This is a genomic window from Paraburkholderia nodosa, assembly GCF_001718195.1.
Taxonomy (GTDB): domain Bacteria; phylum Pseudomonadota; class Gammaproteobacteria; order Burkholderiales; family Burkholderiaceae; genus Paraburkholderia; species Paraburkholderia nodosa_A.
The window spans coordinates 1-18,548 of record NZ_MCNV01000037.1; the positions used below are offsets into that span (position 1 = coordinate 1).

At 58.1% G+C, this 18,548-nt stretch carries 15 protein-coding genes; 6 read left to right on the forward strand and 9 right to left on the reverse strand.

Annotation, left to right across the window (positions count from 1 at the left end; all coding sequences use genetic code 11):
- The 4 genes from BFD71_RS35100 to mdeB all read right to left on the reverse strand — a co-directional run.
- The coding region (locus BFD71_RS35100) for an FAD-dependent oxidoreductase (protein ID WP_141710900.1) at positions 1–840 on the reverse strand (840 nt) is incomplete at its 3' end.
- Positions 841–883: 43 nt separating this feature from the next.
- Entirely contained in the window at positions 884–2,257 is a 1,374-nt protein-coding gene (aceF, locus tag BFD71_RS35105; RefSeq protein WP_256095057.1) for a dihydrolipoyllysine-residue acetyltransferase, read from the reverse strand.
- Between the two features lie 99 nt (positions 2,258–2,356).
- The gene (gene ilvB / locus BFD71_RS35110) at positions 2,357–4,135 is read right to left on the reverse strand and encodes a biosynthetic-type acetolactate synthase large subunit (protein WP_141710901.1); all 1,779 of its coding nucleotides are present in this window, start codon (positions 4,133–4,135) and stop codon (positions 2,357–2,359) included.
- Positions 4,136–4,161: 26 nt separating this feature from the next.
- On the reverse strand, positions 4,162–6,876 hold the full coding sequence (mdeB, locus tag BFD71_RS35115) for an alpha-ketoglutarate dehydrogenase (protein ID WP_069268819.1): 2,715 nt from the start codon (positions 6,874–6,876) through the stop codon (positions 4,162–4,164).
- 186 nt (positions 6,877–7,062) lie between these two features.
- On the opposite strand from mdeB, the gene BFD71_RS35120 reads away from it, so the two are divergent.
- Entirely contained in the window at positions 7,063–7,602 is a 540-nt protein-coding gene (locus BFD71_RS35120) for an Lrp/AsnC family transcriptional regulator (RefSeq protein WP_069268820.1), read from the forward strand.
- A 306-nt stretch (positions 7,603–7,908) separates the two neighbouring features.
- Here the strand turns inward: BFD71_RS35120 and BFD71_RS35125 are convergent, their stop codons facing one another.
- From BFD71_RS35125 to ehuB, 5 genes are all read right to left on the reverse strand, one after another.
- Positions 7,909–9,054, reverse strand: coding sequence for a porin (locus BFD71_RS35125; protein ID WP_069268821.1), 1,146 nt, complete (start codon positions 9,052–9,054; stop codon positions 7,909–7,911).
- 416 nt (positions 9,055–9,470) lie between these two features.
- Positions 9,471–10,253: an amino acid ABC transporter ATP-binding protein gene (locus BFD71_RS35130; protein WP_069268856.1), complete on the reverse strand. Its 783-nt coding sequence runs from the start codon at positions 10,251–10,253 to the stop codon at positions 9,471–9,473.
- A gap of 58 nt (positions 10,254–10,311) precedes the next feature.
- Positions 10,312–10,974 (reverse strand): amino acid ABC transporter permease, encoded by a 663-nt coding sequence (locus BFD71_RS35135; protein ID WP_069268822.1) that lies wholly within the window; start codon positions 10,972–10,974, stop codon positions 10,312–10,314.
- Complete coding sequence (locus BFD71_RS35140) at positions 10,971–11,621, reverse strand: amino acid ABC transporter permease (protein ID WP_069268823.1); 651 nt, start codon at positions 11,619–11,621, stop codon at positions 10,971–10,973. Before BFD71_RS35140 ends, BFD71_RS35135 begins: the two co-directional genes overlap by 4 nt.
- A 30-nt stretch (positions 11,622–11,651) precedes the next feature.
- Positions 11,652–12,536 carry an ectoine/hydroxyectoine ABC transporter substrate-binding protein EhuB gene (gene ehuB, locus BFD71_RS35145; RefSeq protein ID WP_069268824.1) on the reverse strand — a complete coding sequence of 295 codons (885 nt, stop codon included), beginning with the start codon at positions 12,534–12,536 and terminating at the stop codon, positions 11,652–11,654.
- A 158-nt stretch (positions 12,537–12,694) separates the two neighbouring features.
- Here ehuB and BFD71_RS35150 point away from each other — a divergent pair, with 158 nt between their 5' ends.
- The 5 genes from BFD71_RS35150 to BFD71_RS35170 all read left to right on the forward strand — a co-directional run bounded on the left by BFD71_RS35150 (position 12,695) and on the right by BFD71_RS35170 (position 18,306).
- Complete coding sequence (locus tag BFD71_RS35150; RefSeq protein ID WP_069268825.1) at positions 12,695–13,387, forward strand: GntR family transcriptional regulator; 693 nt, start codon at positions 12,695–12,697, stop codon at positions 13,385–13,387.
- A gap of 2 nt (positions 13,388–13,389) precedes the next feature.
- Positions 13,390–14,586 carry a M24 family metallopeptidase gene (locus tag BFD71_RS35155; RefSeq protein ID WP_069268826.1) on the forward strand — a complete coding sequence of 399 codons (1,197 nt, stop codon included), beginning with the start codon at positions 13,390–13,392 and terminating at the stop codon, positions 14,584–14,586.
- Positions 14,587–14,677: 91 nt separating this feature from the next.
- A complete protein-coding gene (locus BFD71_RS35160; RefSeq protein WP_256095053.1) occupies positions 14,678–15,643 on the forward strand; it encodes a succinylglutamate desuccinylase/aspartoacylase family protein in 966 nt (321 codons plus the stop codon).
- Positions 15,643–16,821 carry a threonine synthase gene (locus BFD71_RS35165; protein WP_069268828.1) on the forward strand — a complete coding sequence of 393 codons (1,179 nt, stop codon included), beginning with the start codon at positions 15,643–15,645 and terminating at the stop codon, positions 16,819–16,821. The genes BFD71_RS35160 and BFD71_RS35165 overlap by 1 nt, the downstream gene beginning before the upstream one ends.
- Positions 16,822–16,842: 21 nt before the next feature.
- Positions 16,843–18,306 (forward strand): MmgE/PrpD family protein, encoded by a 1,464-nt coding sequence (locus BFD71_RS35170; protein WP_069268829.1) that lies wholly within the window; start codon positions 16,843–16,845, stop codon positions 18,304–18,306.
- Positions 18,307–18,548 lie beyond the last annotated feature (242 nt).

Sequence of the window (18,548 nt, forward strand, 5' to 3'; positions counted from 1 at the left end):
CTGCGGAATCTGACGCAGTTCCAGCGCGCCGGTCGAATCGACCACGCGCGGATCTTCCGGCATGAACGGCAGTTTCACGGCCTGCGAACCCGCAGCGATGATCGCCTGCTTGAACTTGACGATCTTCTTGCCGTTCTCGCCCACCACTTCCATGTGGTTCGGATCGAGGAACGCGCCCACGCCCGTCACGACTTCGACCTTGCGCGCCTTCGCCATGCCGGCGAGGCCGCCCGTCAGCTTCTTGACGACGCCCGACTTGAAGTCGCGCAGGCGGTCCAGGTCGATTTGCGGCTTGCCGAACGTGATGCCGTGCGAGCCGAGCGCTTCGGCTTCGTCGATCACGAGCGCCGTGTGCAGCAGCGCCTTCGACGGGATGCAGCCCACGTTCAGGCACACGCCGCCAAGCGTCGAATAACGCTCGACCAGCACGGTCTTCATGCCGAGGTCGGCGGAGCGGAACGCCGCCGAGTAGCCGCCGGGGCCCGCGCCGAGCACGAGCATGTCGCATTCGACATCGGCGCTGCCGCTGAAGCTGCCGGCTTGCGGCGCCGGCGCTGCTGCCTTCGGCGCTTCAGCCTTCGGAGCCGGCGCCGCTGCGCCTTCTGAAGCCTCGACCAGAGCGATCACCGTGCCCTGCGAAGCCTTGTCACCGGCCTTGATCCTCACTTCCTTGACGGTGCCCGCGACGTCGCTAGGCACTTCCATCGTGGCCTTGTCCGATTCGAGCGAGAGCAGCGTCTGCTCCTTCTCGATGACGTCGCCCGCCTTGATGTTGACTTCGATGACGTCAATGTCCCTGAAGTCGCCGATGTCGGGCACTTTTACATCGATTAGCGTCATGTATTGGTTTCTTCCCTGCGGTTGTACCGGGGCTCGTCGCTCGTCAAAGCGATACCCGTCGATAGTCGGCCAGAATCGTGGCGAGATAGGCATTGAAGCGGCCAGCTTCTGCGCCATCAATGACGCGATGATCCCATGAAACCGACAGGGGCAGCATGAGGCGAGGCACAAACTGCCTGCCATCCCACACCGGCTTCATCGCGCTCTTCGACAGGCCGAGGATCGCCACTTCCGGTGCGTTGATGATCGGCGTGAAATGCGTGCCGCCGATGCCGCCGAGCGACGAGATCGAGAAGCAGCCGCCTTGCATCTGGTCGGGCTTGAGCTTGCCTTCTCGGGCGAGCTTCGAGAGCTCGGCCATTTCCTTCGCGATGTCGACGAGGCCCTTCTTGTCCGCGTCGCGGATCACCGGGACGACGAGGCCATTCGGCGTGTCGGCGGCAAAACCGATGTGGTAGTACTGCTTGAAGACGAGGTTGTCGCCGTCGAGGCTCGCATTGAACGCCGGGAACTTCTTGAGCGCCGCGACGCAGGCCTTGATGACGAACGCGAGCATCGTGAACTTCACGCCCGCCTTCTCGTTTTCCTTGTTCAACTGCACGCGCAGCGCTTCGAGGTCGGTGATGTCCGCTTCGTCGTTGTTCGTGACGTGCGGGATCATGACCCAGTTGCGATGCAGGTTCGCGCCGGAGATCTTCTTGATGCGCGACAGCGGCTGCGTGTCGATCGGGCCGAACTTCGTGAAATCGACCTTCGGCCACGGTAGCAGGTTCAGGCCCGTACCGCCCGCTGCCGCTGGGGCTACTCCAGCGGCAGCGCCAGCCGGCGCAGCGAGCGCGCCCGTCATTACGCCCTTCACGAACGCGGTGACGTCGTCCTGGCTGATGCGGCCCTTCGGCCCGGTGCCCTGAACTCGCGTGATGTCCACGCCGAGGTCGCGCGCCAGTTTACGCACCGACGGCGAGGCATGGCTTGATCCGCTCAGCCCAACCTCCTTCTCCGGGATCACGGCCGCTGGCGCAGGCGCGGATGGATGACCTGCCGGACTGCGCTCCTCATCAACAATGGGTGAGCCATCTCGACGCCCGGTCTTCTCGCTCGCGTCAACCTTACCGGTAACCGCCTCGGCCGCCGCACCTTGCGGCTCCATGAGCAGGATGACCGAACCTTCCGACACCGCATCGCCGACCCTGAGCTTTATTTCCCGAACGACGCCACCAAAAGGACTGGGCACGTCCATGGTGGCCTTGTCCGACTCCAGCGTAACCAGCGATTGCTCCTCCCGTACTACATCACCGGGGCCAACCAGTACCTCGATGACGGGGACGCCCTTGTAGTCGCCGATGTCAGGCACCTTAATCTCTGTTACACGCACGTCAGTAATCTCCCAATCGCGGTCCAAGGCGAGCGCAACGATCGTTGCGTAGTGTTTCTCGCGAATACGTCAATGCCAGAACAGGCAGCAGGCGCCGGGCTGCCCGAAGTCCTGGCTATGTTGAACATTAGCCATGCTGAACTACCGGTCGACATCGCGCGAATTCATCAGCATGTCCGTCAGTCCCGCGCCCGCTCGAACCATAGGCCAGACGTTCTCGGACGGATCGATGGCAAAGTCCATGAATACCGTACGCTGCTTCATGGCAAGTGCTTCGCGCAGCACGGGCTCGACATCGCATGGTCGATCGATGCGAAAGCCGACATGCCCATAAGCGCGGGCAAGTGCGACAAAGTCAGGCAACGCGTCCATGTACGAGTGGGAGTAACGGTCGCTATAAGTCACATGCTGCAGCTGCCTTACCATGCCGAGATAGCCGTTGTTGAGGGAAACGATTTTCACCCCGAGGTCGTACTGCCTGCAGGTCGACAACTCCTGGATACACATCTGGATCGAGCCGTCTCCGGTTACTGTGACCACATCCGCGTCCGGAAGCGCGCGTTTGACGCCCATCGCATAGGGCAGTCCGACACCCATGGTTCCGAGGCCTCCCGAGTTGATCCATCGGCGAGGTCTATCGAATCCATACAGCTGCGCGGCCCACATCTGGTGCTGTCCGACATCCGAACAGATATAGGCATCGCCTCCGGTAGCTTCCCAAAGTCGCTGAATGACGAACTGAGGCTTGATTACATCTTCTGCCGGCTCATAGGCGAGGCAGCGCTTCTCACGCCAAGTCTCAATCTGTGTCCACCAGTCCTTCCGGTGCCCAGCATGAATACGTTGTGCTTCGAGCTGTCTCAGTATCGCGCGCGCCGCGGTCTTCACGTCTCCCACGATCGGAATGTCAACCTGCACCCGCTTGTCGATTGTCGCGGGATCAATATCAACATGAATAATCGTCCTGCTATCTGACCGAAAGTCCCCGGTATTTCCAATGACCCGGTCATCGAATCTCGCACCGAGCGCAATCAGTACGTCGCAATGCTGCATCGCCATGTTGGCTTCGTACGTTCCATGCAGTCCTGGCATTCCGAGGCACCGCCTATCCGAAGCGGGAAATGCGCCAAGCGCCATCAACGTGTTCGTCACCGGGGCATCGAGTCGCCGCACGAGTTCCGCAATCTCCCCGCTGGCAGCCGATGCAACCGCTCCGCCGCCAACGAGAATGCATGGCCGGCGCGAGCGCGCGAGCGCCTCGGTGGCCCGCCGCACCTGTCCCGCATGAGGTTCCGTGCGCGGACGGTAGGATCGCAGCGTGACGGATTCAGGTATGCGCAATGGCGTCTTCGCCTGAAGCACGTCTTTGGGAATATCCACCAGCACAGGCCCGGGGCGTCCGGTGCGGGCGATATGAAACGCGCTTTTGAGCGTCTTCGCCAGTTGAGAGACATCCAGCACCAGAAAGTTATGCTTGACGATCGACCGGGTAATTCCGACAGCATCGCACTCCTGAAACGCATCGGTTCCGATAGAGTGTGTGGGCACGTTACCGGAGATCACCACCATCGGAATGGAATCGAAATAGGCAGTCGCAATGCCTGTCACCGCGTTCGTCACACCCGGCCCCGATGTCACCAGCGCTACGCCGACCTTTCCCGTCGCGCGCGCGAAACCATCCGCCGCGTGGACGGCGGCCTGTTCATGGCGAACCAGCAAATGGGTAACATCGATGGATTCATGGAGCGCATCGTAAAGCGGCAGGACCGCGCCGCCTGGATACCCCCAAACCGTCTCAACACCCTCCCCGCGCAGGACGGACAGGACAATCTGTGCTCCCGATGCATCGCCGTCCCTGCCCGAAGTATCCGGAGCGCCGGCTTTCGCAACCTGTTGGATCTCAGCACCCGCAATCTTCATTATTAGCTCCCGGTAGTGCCTGCCCGTCACCGTTGCCACGGCGCGGCCCGGTTCGCGTCATGCTTGCCATAGCGATCAACGGCACGCCTGACGAGCTCGACCGCTACTGCACCGTCGTCCGCGAGCGCTTTCAGCGCGGCAATCGCGATCGAATGTTGGTCGACTTCGAAGAAGGCCCGCAGCGCCGCACGGGTGTCACTGCGTCCGAAGCCATCGGTGCCAAGCGTCACATAGCGCCGCGGCACATATGCACGAATGAGTTCGGGAACGGCGCGCACATAGTCTGTCGCCGCGATCACGGGCCCGTGCGTGGGAGACAACGCAGACGTCACATACGGAGCGGCAGCGCGATCCTCGTCGAACAAGCGATCGGTGCGTTCGGACGCGACACCGTCCCGGTGCAGCTCGGTAAAGCTGGTGACGCTCCACACTGATGCTTCGATGTTCCAGTCTTCCTTCAGCAAGCGCGCGGCCGCCTGCACTTCGCCCAGAATCGCCCCCGAACCGAGCAACTGGACCTCAGCCCGATCGAGCGATGTTGTGTCAAGCGGATACATGCCCTTGAGCACACCATCACGAACGCTTTCGATGGGTGCATCCGGAAGTGAAGGCTGTGCGTAGTTCTCGTTCGTCACCGTCAGGTAATAGAACACATCGCGCTGACGTTCAATCATCTCGCGCATGCCTTCGTCTACGATCATGGCCACCTCGTACGCGAATGCCGGATCGTAGGCGCGGCAGTTCGGTACCGTCGAGGCCGCCAGATGGCTCGTGCCGTCCTGATGCTGCAAACCCTCGCCACCGAGCGTCGTCTTCCCCGCCGTTGCACCGATCAGAAAGCCACGCGCACGCTGGTCAGCGGCAGCCCAGATGAGATCGCCGATGCGCTGGAAACCGAACATCGAGTAGTAGATGTAGAACGGCAGCATGGGCAGGTCGTGCACGCTGTATGAAGTGGCTGCGGCGACCCACGAGGACACAGCGCCCGCCTCCGAAATGCCCTCTTCCAGTATCTGTCCGCCCGTATCTTCCCGGTAATACAGCATTGAGCCCATGTCTTCGGGCTCGTACAGCTGCCCGAGCGGCGAATAGATCCCAACCTGCCGGAACAGATTCGCCATACCGAACGTGCGTGCCTCATCGGCGACTACGGGAACAATGCGAGGGCCGAGCGACGCGTCTTTCAGAAGGCTCCCGAGCATCCGCACGAACGCCATCGTGGTCGACATCTCCTTGCCGTTCGCGTCCAGCGCAAATTGCCCCCACGCCGGCAATGCGGGAACAGGCAGCATTTGCGACGCGGTTGTCCGCCTGCGGGGCAGATACCCGCCGAGCGCTTCGCGCCGGGCATGCAGGTACCGCATTTCTGGACTGTTGTCCGCCGGCCTGTAGAACCGCAGCTGCTCGACGTCTTCGTCTGAGAGGGGCAAGCGGAACCGGTCGCGAAACGTTTTCAGTTGTTCGAAGTCGAGCTTCTTCTGTTGATGCGTGGTCATCCGGCCCTGGCCGATCGAGCCCATGCCGAAGCCCTTCATTGTCTTCGCGAGAATCACCGTGGGCTGCCCTGCATGTTTCAGTGCCCTGTCGTACGCCGCATACAGCTTGCGTACGTCATGGCCACCCCGGCGCAGGCGGTCAATATCGTCGTTGCTCAGATGCGCGGCAAGCGCAGCCAGTTCCTCGTTCTGTCCGAAGAAGCGTTCGCGGTTGTAGGCGCCGTCATTGGCAGAGAAGGTCTGAAACTGTCCATCGACGGTATGAGCAAACGCTCGCAACAACGCGCCGGTGCGATCGCGTGCGAAAAGACCGTCCCAATCAGAACCCCACACGACCTTGATGACGTTCCAGCCCGCCCCCGTGAATTGCGCCTCGAGTTCGTCAATGATGCGGCCGTTACTTCGCACGGGGCCGTCAAGTCGCTGCAGATTGCAGTTGATCACGAAAACGAGGTTGTCGAGCCGCTCGCGTGCGGCGAGCGACAAGGCACCGATCGATTCGGGCTCGTCCATCTCGCCGTCGCCAAAGAAGCCCCAGACCTTGCGGCCTTCCGTTTTGAGCAGCCCACGGTTCTGCAGGTAACGCATGAAGCGCGCCTGGTAGATCGAGTTGATAGGGCCGATGCCCATCGATCCCGTCGGAAACTGCCAGAAGTCAGGCATCAGCCACGGATGCGGATAGGAACACAAACCCGGACCCGCGATCTCGCGACGGTAGTGCTCCAGATGCTGCTCGCTCAGGAAACCTTCAAGGAATGCGCGCGCGTATACTCCCGGCGACGAATGGGGCTGAAAATAGATGAGGTCACCGCCATGAGCATCGTTCGCACCGCGAAAGAAGTGGTTGAATCCAACCTCGAAAAGATCCGCTGCCGATGCGTAGCTCGCGATATGTCCACCGAGTTCGCCGTAAGCGCGGTTCGCTCGCACCACCATCGCGAGCGCATTCCAGCGTAGTGCAGCGGCGAGTCGCTCTTCGGTATCGACGTCACCTGGAAACGGCGGCTGCTGTTCGACCGGGATGGTGTTCGCATAGGGCGTGACGTTCGCACGCGCCGTTGCGATGCCGCTCGACAATGCATGCGCGGCCAGGCGGTCGAAAAGATACTGGGCACGTCCGAGCCCAACATGCTCCACCACGCCATCCAGTGCGGACATCCACTCGGCAGTCTCCTGCGGGTCGTTGTCCATGCGGGTTTGATTGAGGGCAAGAACGGGCTGAACACCGCTCGATAAATCGGTCATGGCAACTCCAGGCTAAACAGTGAGATTCGTGAGCTTCGAGACTCGTGCGGGTCGGAATTTCGAGTTTGACGACATGGGAAGAGCTTATCCATCCCATCACAAAATGTGCGTCTCTTTTGTGGGGAGTTTTCAGCTCAAATAGGGTATAAATTCTGGTAACGATGCCTCACATGAGATTCCCATACTATGACGTCCGAAACAAAGCTCCCGACCCGCCGGTTAGACCGCACCGACATCGCGATCCTGCGGCAGTTGCAGGACAATGCGCGTATCACAAACGCTGAGCTCGCCCGCGCGGTTAACCTCTCGCCAACTCCCTGCTTCAATCGCGTACGCGCACTTGAAAAGCTCGGCCTGTTCCGCCAACACGTGACCCTACTCGACGCCGGCGCGCTCGGGTTACGAATCAATGTGTTCATTCAGGTCAGCCTCGAACAACAGGTAGAAGACGCGTTACGCGTTTTTGAAAAGGAGATCGAGGATCGGCCAGAAGTGATGGAGTGCTATCTGATGACAGGCGACGCCGATTATCTGCTGCGGGTCGTCGTGCCGGACATGCAAAGCCTTGAGCACTTCATCGTCCAATGGCTCACGAAAATACCTGGCGTGTCGAACATCCGCTCCAGCTTTGCGCTTAAGCAGGTGCGGTACAAGACAGCGTTGCCGTTGCCGACCGTTGGCCTCACGTTGCCGAGTGGCGAGGAAACGCCTCAGGAGTGGACTTGAGGGTGGCAGTAGCCAACGTCTAGCGTTGGCACTGGTAACGCCCTTGTGCCGACAAGTAGTCGACCGGGCAGACAGTTAATGCAGAAGCTGAAATGCCCAGTCGCACACGGCCGCTGGTACCTCAACCGAATCGCGAACTATAGGATTGAGTCGAACTCGTTCCTTGAACAGTTAATACCTTCACACCGGCACTAGACGACGCGAGCTCGACACCTTTTCCCCTGTCGCGCTGAGGCGAGATTGGGTCAACAGACATCGGTTTTCGAGCCCGCGTGATCTCATCGATTTGGTGCTTGGCTGAGTCGACTAGAATTTATGACGGAGCCCGAGGCGCAAAGCGAGCTGGCTGTTGCCCGAGGAAACACCGTACGCGCCGGGTACATATGCGAAATCCAGCACTGAACCCGTCGTATCTCCTCCTACATGCTGATAGGCACCCTGAAGATAAACGTCTGTTCGCTTTGAGATGTTGTAGTCGCCCATCAACCCGACCGTCTGATAGTTCGGATGGAAGCTGCCCGCTGCCGTGGTCATCGTCGCGTGCGTGTAGGTGTACATCGCGCCAACATAGAACGCTGGCGTGAACTGGTACTTGCCATTGATTTCGAAGTTCTGGAAGCGGAGGTCCGAAGCCGGACCACTGACAGGCGTAATAGCGCCCACGTACCCGGAGTTCACCGGATTCTTCACATCCACGTTCGAGTATGCGAAGCCGAAAGTGGCGCTTCCAATATAGTAGTTGATACCAGCACCAAAGATGCGCAGCCGGTCACCCACAAAATTTTCATCGCCACCATTGTTGATCGCACCGGTCGCGGTTGATGACGGATTGTTGGCCTGTAGATAGGACGCCGCGATCAGGATGCTTCCGGTCTCATATTGTGCTCCCAGACTATACTGACGATTATTGGCGAAATTGGTGTCATTTGAGAAGCTGTAAGTGCCACCGAATTGGAAGCCACCGAAATTCGGGCTGGTATATTTCGCCGTATTGTTGACCCGAAAAGTGCCATCCGTATTGTCGTTGTCGTATGGGTGCGAGAGCAGATAACCTGCCCATGTTCCATTTGCTGTCGTCGACGAGAAGTAGTCGACAACAGAGTCATACTGGCGACCAAAAGTAAGCTTGCCATACGTCGAACTTGACAGCCCCATGTATGCCTGACGTCCAAACATCAGGCCGCCCTGGCCGAGCTTGCCGTTGTTCACGTTGAACCCACTCTCGATCTGAAACACCGCCTTCAGCTGGCCACCGAGGTCCTCCGTACCTTTCAGCCCCCACCGACTACCTTGCACGTATCCGCTTTGAAGCTCGTATGCCCGGCTTCCAGCTGCGTTATTCGTAAAGTCAAACCCTTCATCGATGAGTCCATACAACGTGACGGTACTTTGCGCATAGGCGGACACTCCGATCCCGGCCAATACGGACGCCACCAGCAATTTCGCCTTCATATCATCGTCTCCAAACGTGGTAATTATAGAAAATCAATTTGTAGTACGTAACAACTAGCTTGCATAAAGTGGTGGTGCTCTCCCGTTTCCCGAGCCGCGCATTCTTCATCGCCCCGGTCCCATCGATCCTGCAATGCGATACCGATCGTCATTGCGCGGTAAACCTCGACTGAAACCGCGGTCCCGCAACGTTGCGCGATCTACTCGCGCTTCCTCGCTCCGACAACTGTGAGTGCCCGTTTTCCAATACGGGCGGGGGGCCTAACGTATAAACCTCTCGGAGCGTAATGCCAGCGTTAGGTTCGTGCCCCGTCGAACACCGGCAGGATTCTTTGTGGCCTCAATTTCCTCATCGATTCACGATGTTTTGGTGCAGCCGCCGATACCCTCCTATCGAAGTCGGCTGCGACCTCGCATTACTTGTGCAACAACTGACTCAGAAACTTCTTCGCTCTGATATGCGTCGGATTGCGGAAGAAGGTATCCGGCGGCGCACATTCGATGACTTCCCCACCGTCCATAAATACGATACGGTCAGCAACTTCACGAGCGAATCCCATCTCATGAGTCACACAGATCATCGTCATGCCATCGTTCGCAAGTCCGGTCATCACATCGAGTACTTCTTTAATCATCTCCGGATCGAGCGCTGACGTCGGCTCGTCAAACAGCATGACCTTTGGTTTCATGCAGAGCGCACGAGCAATTGCGACGCGTTGCTGCTGCCCACCGGAAAGCTGTGCCGGATACTTCTTCGCCTGGTCCGGTATGCGAACCCGGTCGAGGTTTGCCATCGCAATCGCCTTGGCCTCCGCCCGCGACGCTCGGCCAGTACGGATCAACGCCAGCGTACAGTTGTCGATCACGCTCAAGTGAGGGAACAGATTGAAATGCTGAAATACCATTCCGACATCTCGGCGCATATGCGACAACCCCTTCATCTTCGCGTGCATCTCGACACCGTCAACAACGATCCGGCCTTCCTGGTGCGTCTCCAGTTGATTGATGCAGCGGATCAGTGTCGATTTTCCTGACCCTGACGGACCGCAGACCACGATCCGCTCGCCGAACGCCACATTCAAATTGATGTCGCGCAAAACCTGAAATTCGCCGTACCACTTCGATACACCTTCAATTGCTACCGCGATCGACTCGGGCGTATTCGCTTGCAACCCCGCCGGTTCGCGTGGTTGCGTCATTTGGGATACCATGTCTTCCTCCACAACACTTCAAACGTCTTGATAGACTGCTGTCGGCTTATCGTTGAGGAGCGCCAATCCCAAGGTGGCGCTCGACCTTTCCGACCAATACGACCGCGATCAGGGCTAGTGCCAGAAAGAGCACACCAGCAACAAGCATCGGCTCAGCGTAACGGTAGGTTTCGGAAGCCACGTCCATTGCGCTGCCTAGCATTTCGGGAACCGCGATCACCGCCAGGTATGGCGTAGACTTCAGGATCGCAATGGCATACGCACCCAGAGGCGCGGCCACGTTTCGCAACATCTGCGGAGCGATAACGAAGGCCGTGGTGTCCCACCAAGTGAGCCCGAGGCTTTTCGCACCCTCGCTCTGGCCAACCGGAACGGCGTCGATGCCGGCCTTGAACACTTCGGCCATATATCCGGAGTAGTAAAAACTAAGTCCGAATACACCGATGAATAACGCGGGCAAGACGATTCCGTAAGAAGGGAGAACGAAAAACAGGAAATAAATCTGAACAAGTGCCGGAGTAGACCTGATCGCATCGATGATGAATTGAACCATCGGACGCACAACGGCATTGGAACGGCGCAGCATTTCCCAGACGAAACCGAGCGCCAGCGCACCCACGAAGCTCAGGATCGCAACGAGGATCGTATTCCCGACACCTTCCAGGACTTGCGGCACGATTCGCAACGCAAAATCAAAATCGAAGTTCATGACCGCCCTCGCCGGCTCCCGTGCGATGTCTCAAGATATCGCCCAAAAATAGTCACTGGATAACATAGAATCAGATAGGATAACAAAAGACTCGAATAAATTAACAACGGGTTATAGCTCAACTCCGAGATCTCCTTGGCACGGAACGTCATGTCAGACAACGTAATAAGAGATACCAATGCGGTTCCCTTGATCAGTTGAATAAGATCGTTGATGAACGTCGGAATCATGGCTCTGATTGCCTGCGGCAACTCGACAAGACAAAGCGCTTCAAAACGATTCAACCCCAAGGCCAAGCCTGCCTCGCATTGTCCGCGAGGCAGTGCTTGCAAGGCGGCGCGGACCGACTGACTGCTATATGCACCCGAGTTCAGTCCGAGCACGAGTGCGCCAACCGTGATCCCGGAAAGATGAATTCCAAAAGCGGGAAGCGTATAGTAGAACGCATAGAGCAGCACAATAACAGGCGAGCTTCGCCACAGCTCGATGATGAATGTAATTGCTTTGCGCGGAGTGCCAGTCGCGAAGTTCTGCAATATTCCAGCGACCAGCGCAAACGGCACCGCATACAGGAGTCCGAGTAGAGTGACGGCCGCGGTGATACCGAACCCCTTGTATATTCCGATAATGACGTCAGGAAAGTTCATGCGATCGCTCCTCAGATTGACAAATCCCGATCATCGATAATCCGCGCCACACACCGCTTTCGCCGTTACGTCAGTTGGCGCCATCTCGGTTTCCCCGAATCCATATTTTTCGAAGACTTTCTTGATCGAACCATCGGCCTTCATTTTTGCTAGCCCCGCGTTATACAGGTCACGCAGTTTCGAATCCTCCGTCCGGAATGCGATTGCCGCGTAATTGGCAACCTGCTGCCCATTCTTTACCAACCCGGTAAAGGGCGTCGCGCGCTCGAGCCGGTTGCCGACGTTTGGATCCTTGAGCGTACTGATTACAGTTGAAGCCGATTCGGTGTCGGCGTCAATGCGACCGGCCAGAATGGCTCCGACCGAAGACTCGACGTCTTTAAGCAGAAGAATCCGATCCTTGGGGATTCCGGCAGCGATCGCATGCTCGACAGCAGAACTTCCCCGTCCGCCGCCAAACCGAATCGCTGGGTTCTTTGCAACGTCCGCATAACTATGGATATTGAGAGGATTCCCTTTCTTCACCAGAAGCGCATCGCCGATAGCCAAATCCGGATTGCTGAAAATTACCTGTTTGCAGCGCGTCGGGGTAATTGCCAAGCCCGAAGCTACGGCATCGATCCGCTTGGAGAGCAGGCTCGGAATCAGCGCGTCGAAGTCGACGACGACAAAGTTGATTTTCTTGACACCCACCTGACCGAGAACGGCCCGGATCATGTCAGGACCGACGCCAGAAACGCTGCCATCGGCGTTTCGGTATCCCCACGGCACCTGATTGTGAATTCCTACCGTGATTTCCCCACCGTGGATCGCCTGGCTATCGCTTGACTGCGCCTGGGCGATGCTGCCGCCAATCAGCGTGCTCGCCGCAGCAAGAACAAGCGCCAGCCGTTTACTCCAGACCTGGATCGTCATAACTGTCTCCTTTCCTTTTGTTGGTGCGTTGAGTATACTTGGCATACCAGGCATGTCAAGCAACGATCTTCGACGGTGCACTCGTGTTTACCCGAGTAGCGAAACTGGAAGGTCGATCTAAAGCCGCTTGAATAAACAGACCAATACTGGAGACAACTTTGTCCTTGTACGAGACAGTGCGCGACGAACTTCTCAAGCGGGTCAGGAATGGCATATACGCGAGCGACATGCCGATTCCGTCCACCGCCATGTTGAGTAAAGAATTCAATGTCAGCGTGATTACCGTGAAGCGGGCGCTGCGTGACTTGCAGGCCGCTGGCGTGCTGGTCACGATTCGCGGCAAGGGCGCCTACGTGAAGAAACAGCAGCGAATCCTGCGTCAACTCGATATGCGCATGTCGTCCCTGCATGGGGCCGACATCAGCTTGATCTCGGTGACGCGGGAAAAGATCGGTGATCCGTCCATGGCCACGCTTGCGGCCCCCGACCATACAATGCTCTGCGTCAGGAAAGTCATCTCATCAGACGGCTCACCACTTCTCTATGACGCCAGCTACCTCTCGGCGAACGTAGAAGACGAGATCATCGACGAGTTCGGCAGCAGCTTTATCGTCGACGCGCTGAAGCGCCGCGGCATCCGGCTCGTCAAGACACAGATCGTTGTGGAAGCCTTTCCTGCTTCCGATCGCGCGGCCGAGATATTTGGGGTTCCGAACGGATATCCGATGCTGCGTCGCATTTACAAGATGATTACCACCGACGCGAATTTGACGATCTATGGCGTTGTTCAAGCTCCGTTTGATCGCCTCGCCTGTTCCATTGACTTTCCGTCTCATGACATGGAGATCTAAAGATGACTGCACTTCAACTCGACATTCCTGCCGTCTTCCGTGCGCCGGCTCCCCCGGTTCCCGAAAACGAACTCCGCCAGCGATTGACCAACATCCGCCGGGAAATGGCAAAAGCCGGGATCGACGTTATTGTTTTGACCGACAAGAAAAACGTTGACTATTTCACGGACTACCAGGAACTCTCCTGGGATCACAAAGCACGCCCGATCTTCGCTGCCATTTCATCCCAAGACTTCGCACTCTTCGGCAGCCTTGGCGAAGCAACAACGATCCAGCTCAGAGATCGAATTTTCGAGCCGGTCTACTACAAAGGCTATCTTGACGAAGCTGTCACCGCTGTTTCGGACTGGCTAGAGGGCAAGACGACCGGGAGCGGTGTCCATATTGCAGTGGACTATGGTCAAGACATGTTCGGACGTGGTTCGTTGGGATTGATCGACGCGCTCAGTTCGATCGATGCGAGCGGTCGCGTCAAAAGTGCAGCCGATGCGATCTGGAAAGTCAGGCTGGTCAAGTCCAGATTCGAAGCCGATCTCAATCGAACCGCATATGAGATCGTCAATACGGCATTCGACCAGACGATCAAGCACGCCTATGTTGGCATGACGGAGTACGAACTTTATTACCTCATGCAGGCACAGATCTATCTGAACGGCGCCGAAAGTGCCGATCCGATTGCGATGCTCTTTTCCAGCGGCGATTTCGCCTACGCTCGCACGGCGAAGGATCGGAAGCTCGAAGTAGGTCATTACGTATGGACCGATTTTCGCGCTACGTATGGTGGGTATCCGGCCGATCGCAATCGGATCGCTCGTGCCGGTGACCCCAAGGATTGGGAACTCGAGACCTACACGGCGGTGAGATTGCTGACGCTGGATGTTGTCAACCATATCCGCCCCGGAATCACGTGTTCCGAGGTGTACCAACACTTCGACGCACTGTGGCGCGACGCCGCATTGGGGTCGGTGTACGGCGCCGTATCGCGCATCGGTCATGGTGGTGGCCTCGACGTAACCGAGCCGCCGTCGCTGTCGAGGGCCGACACGACGGTCATCGAGCCAGGGATGATTCTGCACATCGAACCGAAACTTGAGCGCGATGGCGCTGTGTTTCAGTTCGAGGAAGTGGTCTTCGTCACCGAGTCCGGCATCGAGTTCCTGTGCCCACCCTCGCCAGAAACCCTTCCCGTGATTCGATAAACATCCGATCTCTCATAGGTTTCACATGTCAGGCTCTACACGAATCTGGTCGACGATCGACTACGAAAAGAACGGCAAGCAAGTCGATTGCTTGCGGCTGCCGATTTCCACCGACACGTCCGCGTATGGCTGGATTCCGATTCCGGTCGTCTGCGTGAAAAATGGCGACGGTCCGACTGCGGTACTGCTCGCGGGAACGCATGGCGACGAGTACGAAGGCCAGATCGGCCTTATGCGCATCGCGAGACAGTTAGTCCACGACAATCTGCACGGACGCGTGATCATTCTTCCGTCACTCAACTTTCCGGCGGTCAAGGCGGGGCGAAGGGTTTCACCCATTGACGGAGGCAACCTCAATCGCGTCTATCCCGGGCGCGCGCACGGTACCGCCACCGAAATGATCGCGCACTATGTCTGCGAAGTGCTTCTGCCGATGGCCGATCTCGTCGTTGATCTCCACTCGGGCGGCCGCTCGCTCGACTATATGCCGTGTGCACTCGTCCGTAGCGCAAATACGGAAGCGGAAATCGAACGCCTGCACGACCTGCTGCGTGTATTCGGCGTGCCGCTTGCGGAATTTACCGACGGCGCCGGTGGCGGCGGCAATACCACACTGCCTGCTGCAGCTGCCCAATTCGGGGTGCCGGTCATCACGGCGGAGCTGGGCGGAGGTACCACGCTTCGAGGCAACGGCTGTACGCTGGCCGAAGAGGGCTCGCTCAGACTTCTCAAGCATCTTGGCATCCTGTCGTCATGCGACGTGCCCGATCCCGCGCAAGTCACGTTGATGAGTTGCGAGAGCATGGACCTGTTCGTGTATGCCGAATACGACGGGTTGTTCGAGCCCATGGCGCAGCTCGGCGAGCGAGTCGAAGAAGGTCAGCTTGCCGGGCTCCTGCATTCGATCGACCGACCGCATGACCCGCCCGTCGAAATCTACTTCCGCCGTGCGGGACTGGTCGTTTGCAAGCGGCATCCGGCATTGGCGAGCCGCGGCGATTGTCTTTTCGGACTTTTGGAGGACGCGGCCACGTCATACGTCCCGGGAGCGAACTGATGAGCCGACTCAATCCCAACGTTTCCGGCATGAAGTGTATCCAGTGCGGGCTAGTACACGCGCTGGACGACTATTTCGAAGGTTGCCCGTCGTGCCAAAGGGCGGGCACACCGGCGAGCGTCGCACCGCATTACACCGCTTTTCCGGCGGACCTGAATACCGAAAACATCACGGACTGGCTGTCGTATCGCGGTGCTACGGGACTGGGAGAAGGCAACACGCCGCTATCGGCGCTGCCCCGGCTCGCCGTCGCACTGGGCATCGATGCATTGCATACAAAAAATGAATTCTGCAATCCAACCGGCTCCCACAAGGACAGGATGGGTGCAATCGTTGTCCAGCGAGCGATCGACGTCGGCGCGACGACCGTCGCGGTTGCATCGAGCGGCAATGCCGGGGTTTCGACGGCAGCCTATGCCGCCCGAGCCGGTATCGAATGTGTGGTCGTGACGACACCGGAAATCAGCCCGAACTGGCGCAGAGCAATCGAAATGCATGGCGCGCGAATCATCGCGACCAAAAATCCAGACGATCGCTGGGCCCTCATCGCCCAGCGTGTGCGGCAGGGCGAATGGTATCCGGTCACAAATTCGATCATGCCGCCCGTCGGGAGCAATCCGTTTGGCGTCGACGGTTATCGCGCAATCGCATTCGAACTCTACCTGCAATTTTCGGCGCGTCCGCCGACGGACATCATCGTTCCGACCGCACGCGGTGACGTGCTCTGGGGTATTGCGAAAGGCTACCGGGACCTTCGCGACTCGGGTCTGGTGCACTCCATTCCAAAGGTTCACGCTGTCGAACCATTCCCACGAATCAGTCTAGCGCAACAGGGGCATGGCATGGTTTGCAGCGACTATTCGGGGGACACGGTCATGGAGTCAATCGGAGGCGATACCGTTACTCGCCAGACTTTACTGGCGCTCGATTCGACTGACGGTGTGGGTGTCGCGGTCCGCGATGAACAGGTCATCGCAGACCAGCTTGTACTCGCGCGTGAGGGACTGTACCTCGAGCGCTCGAGTGTCGCCTCGCTCACGGGACTGCGCAGATTGATAGATCACGGGCAGATTGGACAGAACGCTCGCGTCGTCATGGTGGCCACTTCGCATGGCTACAAGGAGCAGCCCGAATTCGGCGATTCGCTATCCGCGATCAACGTTTCTCGCGAAGCATAATTCTAGACATAGAGGGCACGAATGATAAACGAAGAGGACTGCACTGCGTCGGCTGACGCGCAATCCGCGTCGTCACACCGGGACCATATCCTGTTTCCGAACAATCCAGTCCATGCACACGCCGGGCTGTTAGCGCGCTTTCTCACGGATCTCAGCTACGAGCGCATTCCCGAAGACGTCGTCCATAAGGCAAAACTGCTGACGCTGGACACGATCGGATGCATTGTTGCCGGAACGGACACGGTGCTCGGCCGCAAGATCCTGGCCAGCTACGGGAGCACCAAACAACAAGATGGCTGCACCGTTTTGGGAACCTCATTGCGTATGCCGCCATCGCTGGCTGGCAAGGTGAACGCGTGGTTGTCGGATGTTCTCGACTACGAGGACGTCGCGGTAGGCCATCCAAGTGCGACGGTCATACCTGCCGCGCTGGCGCTCAGCGAACATCTAAATACCCCACCAAAGCGGTTTCTCGCCGGTGTCGTCGCCGGTTATGAGGCAGGTCTCCGACTGCACGACGCCACGCAAGCCAGTCCCGAAGTGTATCTGCGATTCGCTGTATATCACGCATGGCACGGCCTGGCTGCCGGAGCCGCCGCCATGGTCGTCGCTGGCGGCTCGGAAGAGCAGTTCCGCTCTGCGCTAGGCCACGCCGCGGCCAATACCTGTCTGCCTCTGTGGTACGTCCAGTATGGACAGCCTGCGCATGCACTCAAGGCGAACTATGGCCAGATGGCCCTAGCGGGAATCGAGGCCGCACTCTGCGCACGTCACGACATCATCGGCCCCTTCGCGATGCTTAGTGACCCCCACAGAGGTTTCGCTAGCATCATTGGATCCGATCGATTCAATGCCAGCCTGCTTTCTGCTGATCTCGCCCACAATTGGCGAACGAGAGAATCGTCCTTTAAAGCATTTCCATGCTGCGCATTTCTCCATACGACCATCGAAGCAATTTCAAATCTGGCCGAACAGCACTCGATTGACCACAAAGATATACGCAGCATTCAGATTCGGACGATTTCAAGAATATCGGAATGGTTCTCCGACAGGCGACCGCCTTCCGATATCAATGCCCAATTGTCCGTCCAGTATGTATCTGCAATGGCGGCGCTCTCCCTCCAAGCGGGACGAGAATGGTATGAACCATCCTTGATGGCAAGCGAGGACGTTCTTGAATTGATGGAAAAGATCGACGTCGAAGTCGATCCGGTCGCTGAGGAAGCATTCTGGAAGATCGATCAGCATATGTCGTCCGTGACCATCATGCTATCAGACGGTCGTTTGCTCGAGACGTCAGTGAAATGGCCACTGGGTCACTGGCGCCGTCCGTTCGAGGATGCAGACGTGGAAGAGAAGTTTCTGCGCAACCTCCGAGGAACCGCCTTGGTGTCGAAAGGCGCGGAAATCTTCGAACAAGGAATGGACATGGAAAACCATGGCTCGATGCGCGAGTTCATTGAGTTATTGCGCATTGCAGACTGATGACGATCGCGAAGCAGCGGCAGTAGGACCCTTGGCGTCCGACGTAACGATCCCGATCGGCCAGCTCGTGATCTTCAGTGCGAGATCGGCAAACTTGAGTGCGCTCGTGATGTTGCTATCCCGGTGTTCTCGTAGAGGCTCAGTCGCGACGCCCGCGTTACGACCCCGGGGGCCGTTATGCCGTTTGGGGTCGGCTCCCCAAGCCATGGATGCCGGTCGCTGCGCCATATCGCCCTATTTTC

What these genes read in the sequence shown, in the direction of transcription:
- BFD71_RS35130 (WP_069268856.1), bottom strand. Translation starts at nt 10,253, where the DNA reads ATGACGCAACCACGCGAACCGGCGGGGTTGCAAGCGAATACGCCCGAG.
- BFD71_RS35165 (WP_069268828.1), top strand. Translation starts at nt 15,643, where the DNA reads ATGAGCCGACTCAATCCCAACGTTTCCGGCATGAAGTGTATCCAGTGC.
- ilvB (WP_141710901.1), bottom strand. Translation starts at nt 4,135, where the DNA reads ATGAAGATTGCGGGTGCTGAGATCCAACAGGTTGCGAAAGCCGGCGCT.
- mdeB (WP_069268819.1), bottom strand. Translation starts at nt 6,876, where the DNA reads ATGACCGATTTATCGAGCGGTGTTCAGCCCGTTCTTGCCCTCAATCAA.
- BFD71_RS35140 (WP_069268823.1), bottom strand. Translation starts at nt 11,621, where the DNA reads ATGAACTTTCCTGACGTCATTATCGGAATATACAAGGGGTTCGGTATC.
- BFD71_RS35125 (WP_069268821.1), bottom strand. Translation starts at nt 9,054, where the DNA reads ATGAAGGCGAAATTGCTGGTGGCGTCCGTATTGGCCGGGATCGGAGTG.
- ehuB (WP_069268824.1), bottom strand. Translation starts at nt 12,536, where the DNA reads ATGACGATCCAGGTCTGGAGTAAACGGCTGGCGCTTGTTCTTGCTGCG.
- BFD71_RS35170 (WP_069268829.1), top strand. Translation starts at nt 16,843, where the DNA reads ATGATAAACGAAGAGGACTGCACTGCGTCGGCTGACGCGCAATCCGCG.
- BFD71_RS35155 (WP_069268826.1), top strand. Translation starts at nt 13,390, where the DNA reads ATGACTGCACTTCAACTCGACATTCCTGCCGTCTTCCGTGCGCCGGCT.
- BFD71_RS35135 (WP_069268822.1), bottom strand. Translation starts at nt 10,974, where the DNA reads ATGAACTTCGATTTTGATTTTGCGTTGCGAATCGTGCCGCAAGTCCTG.
- BFD71_RS35120 (WP_069268820.1), top strand. Translation starts at nt 7,063, where the DNA reads ATGACGTCCGAAACAAAGCTCCCGACCCGCCGGTTAGACCGCACCGAC.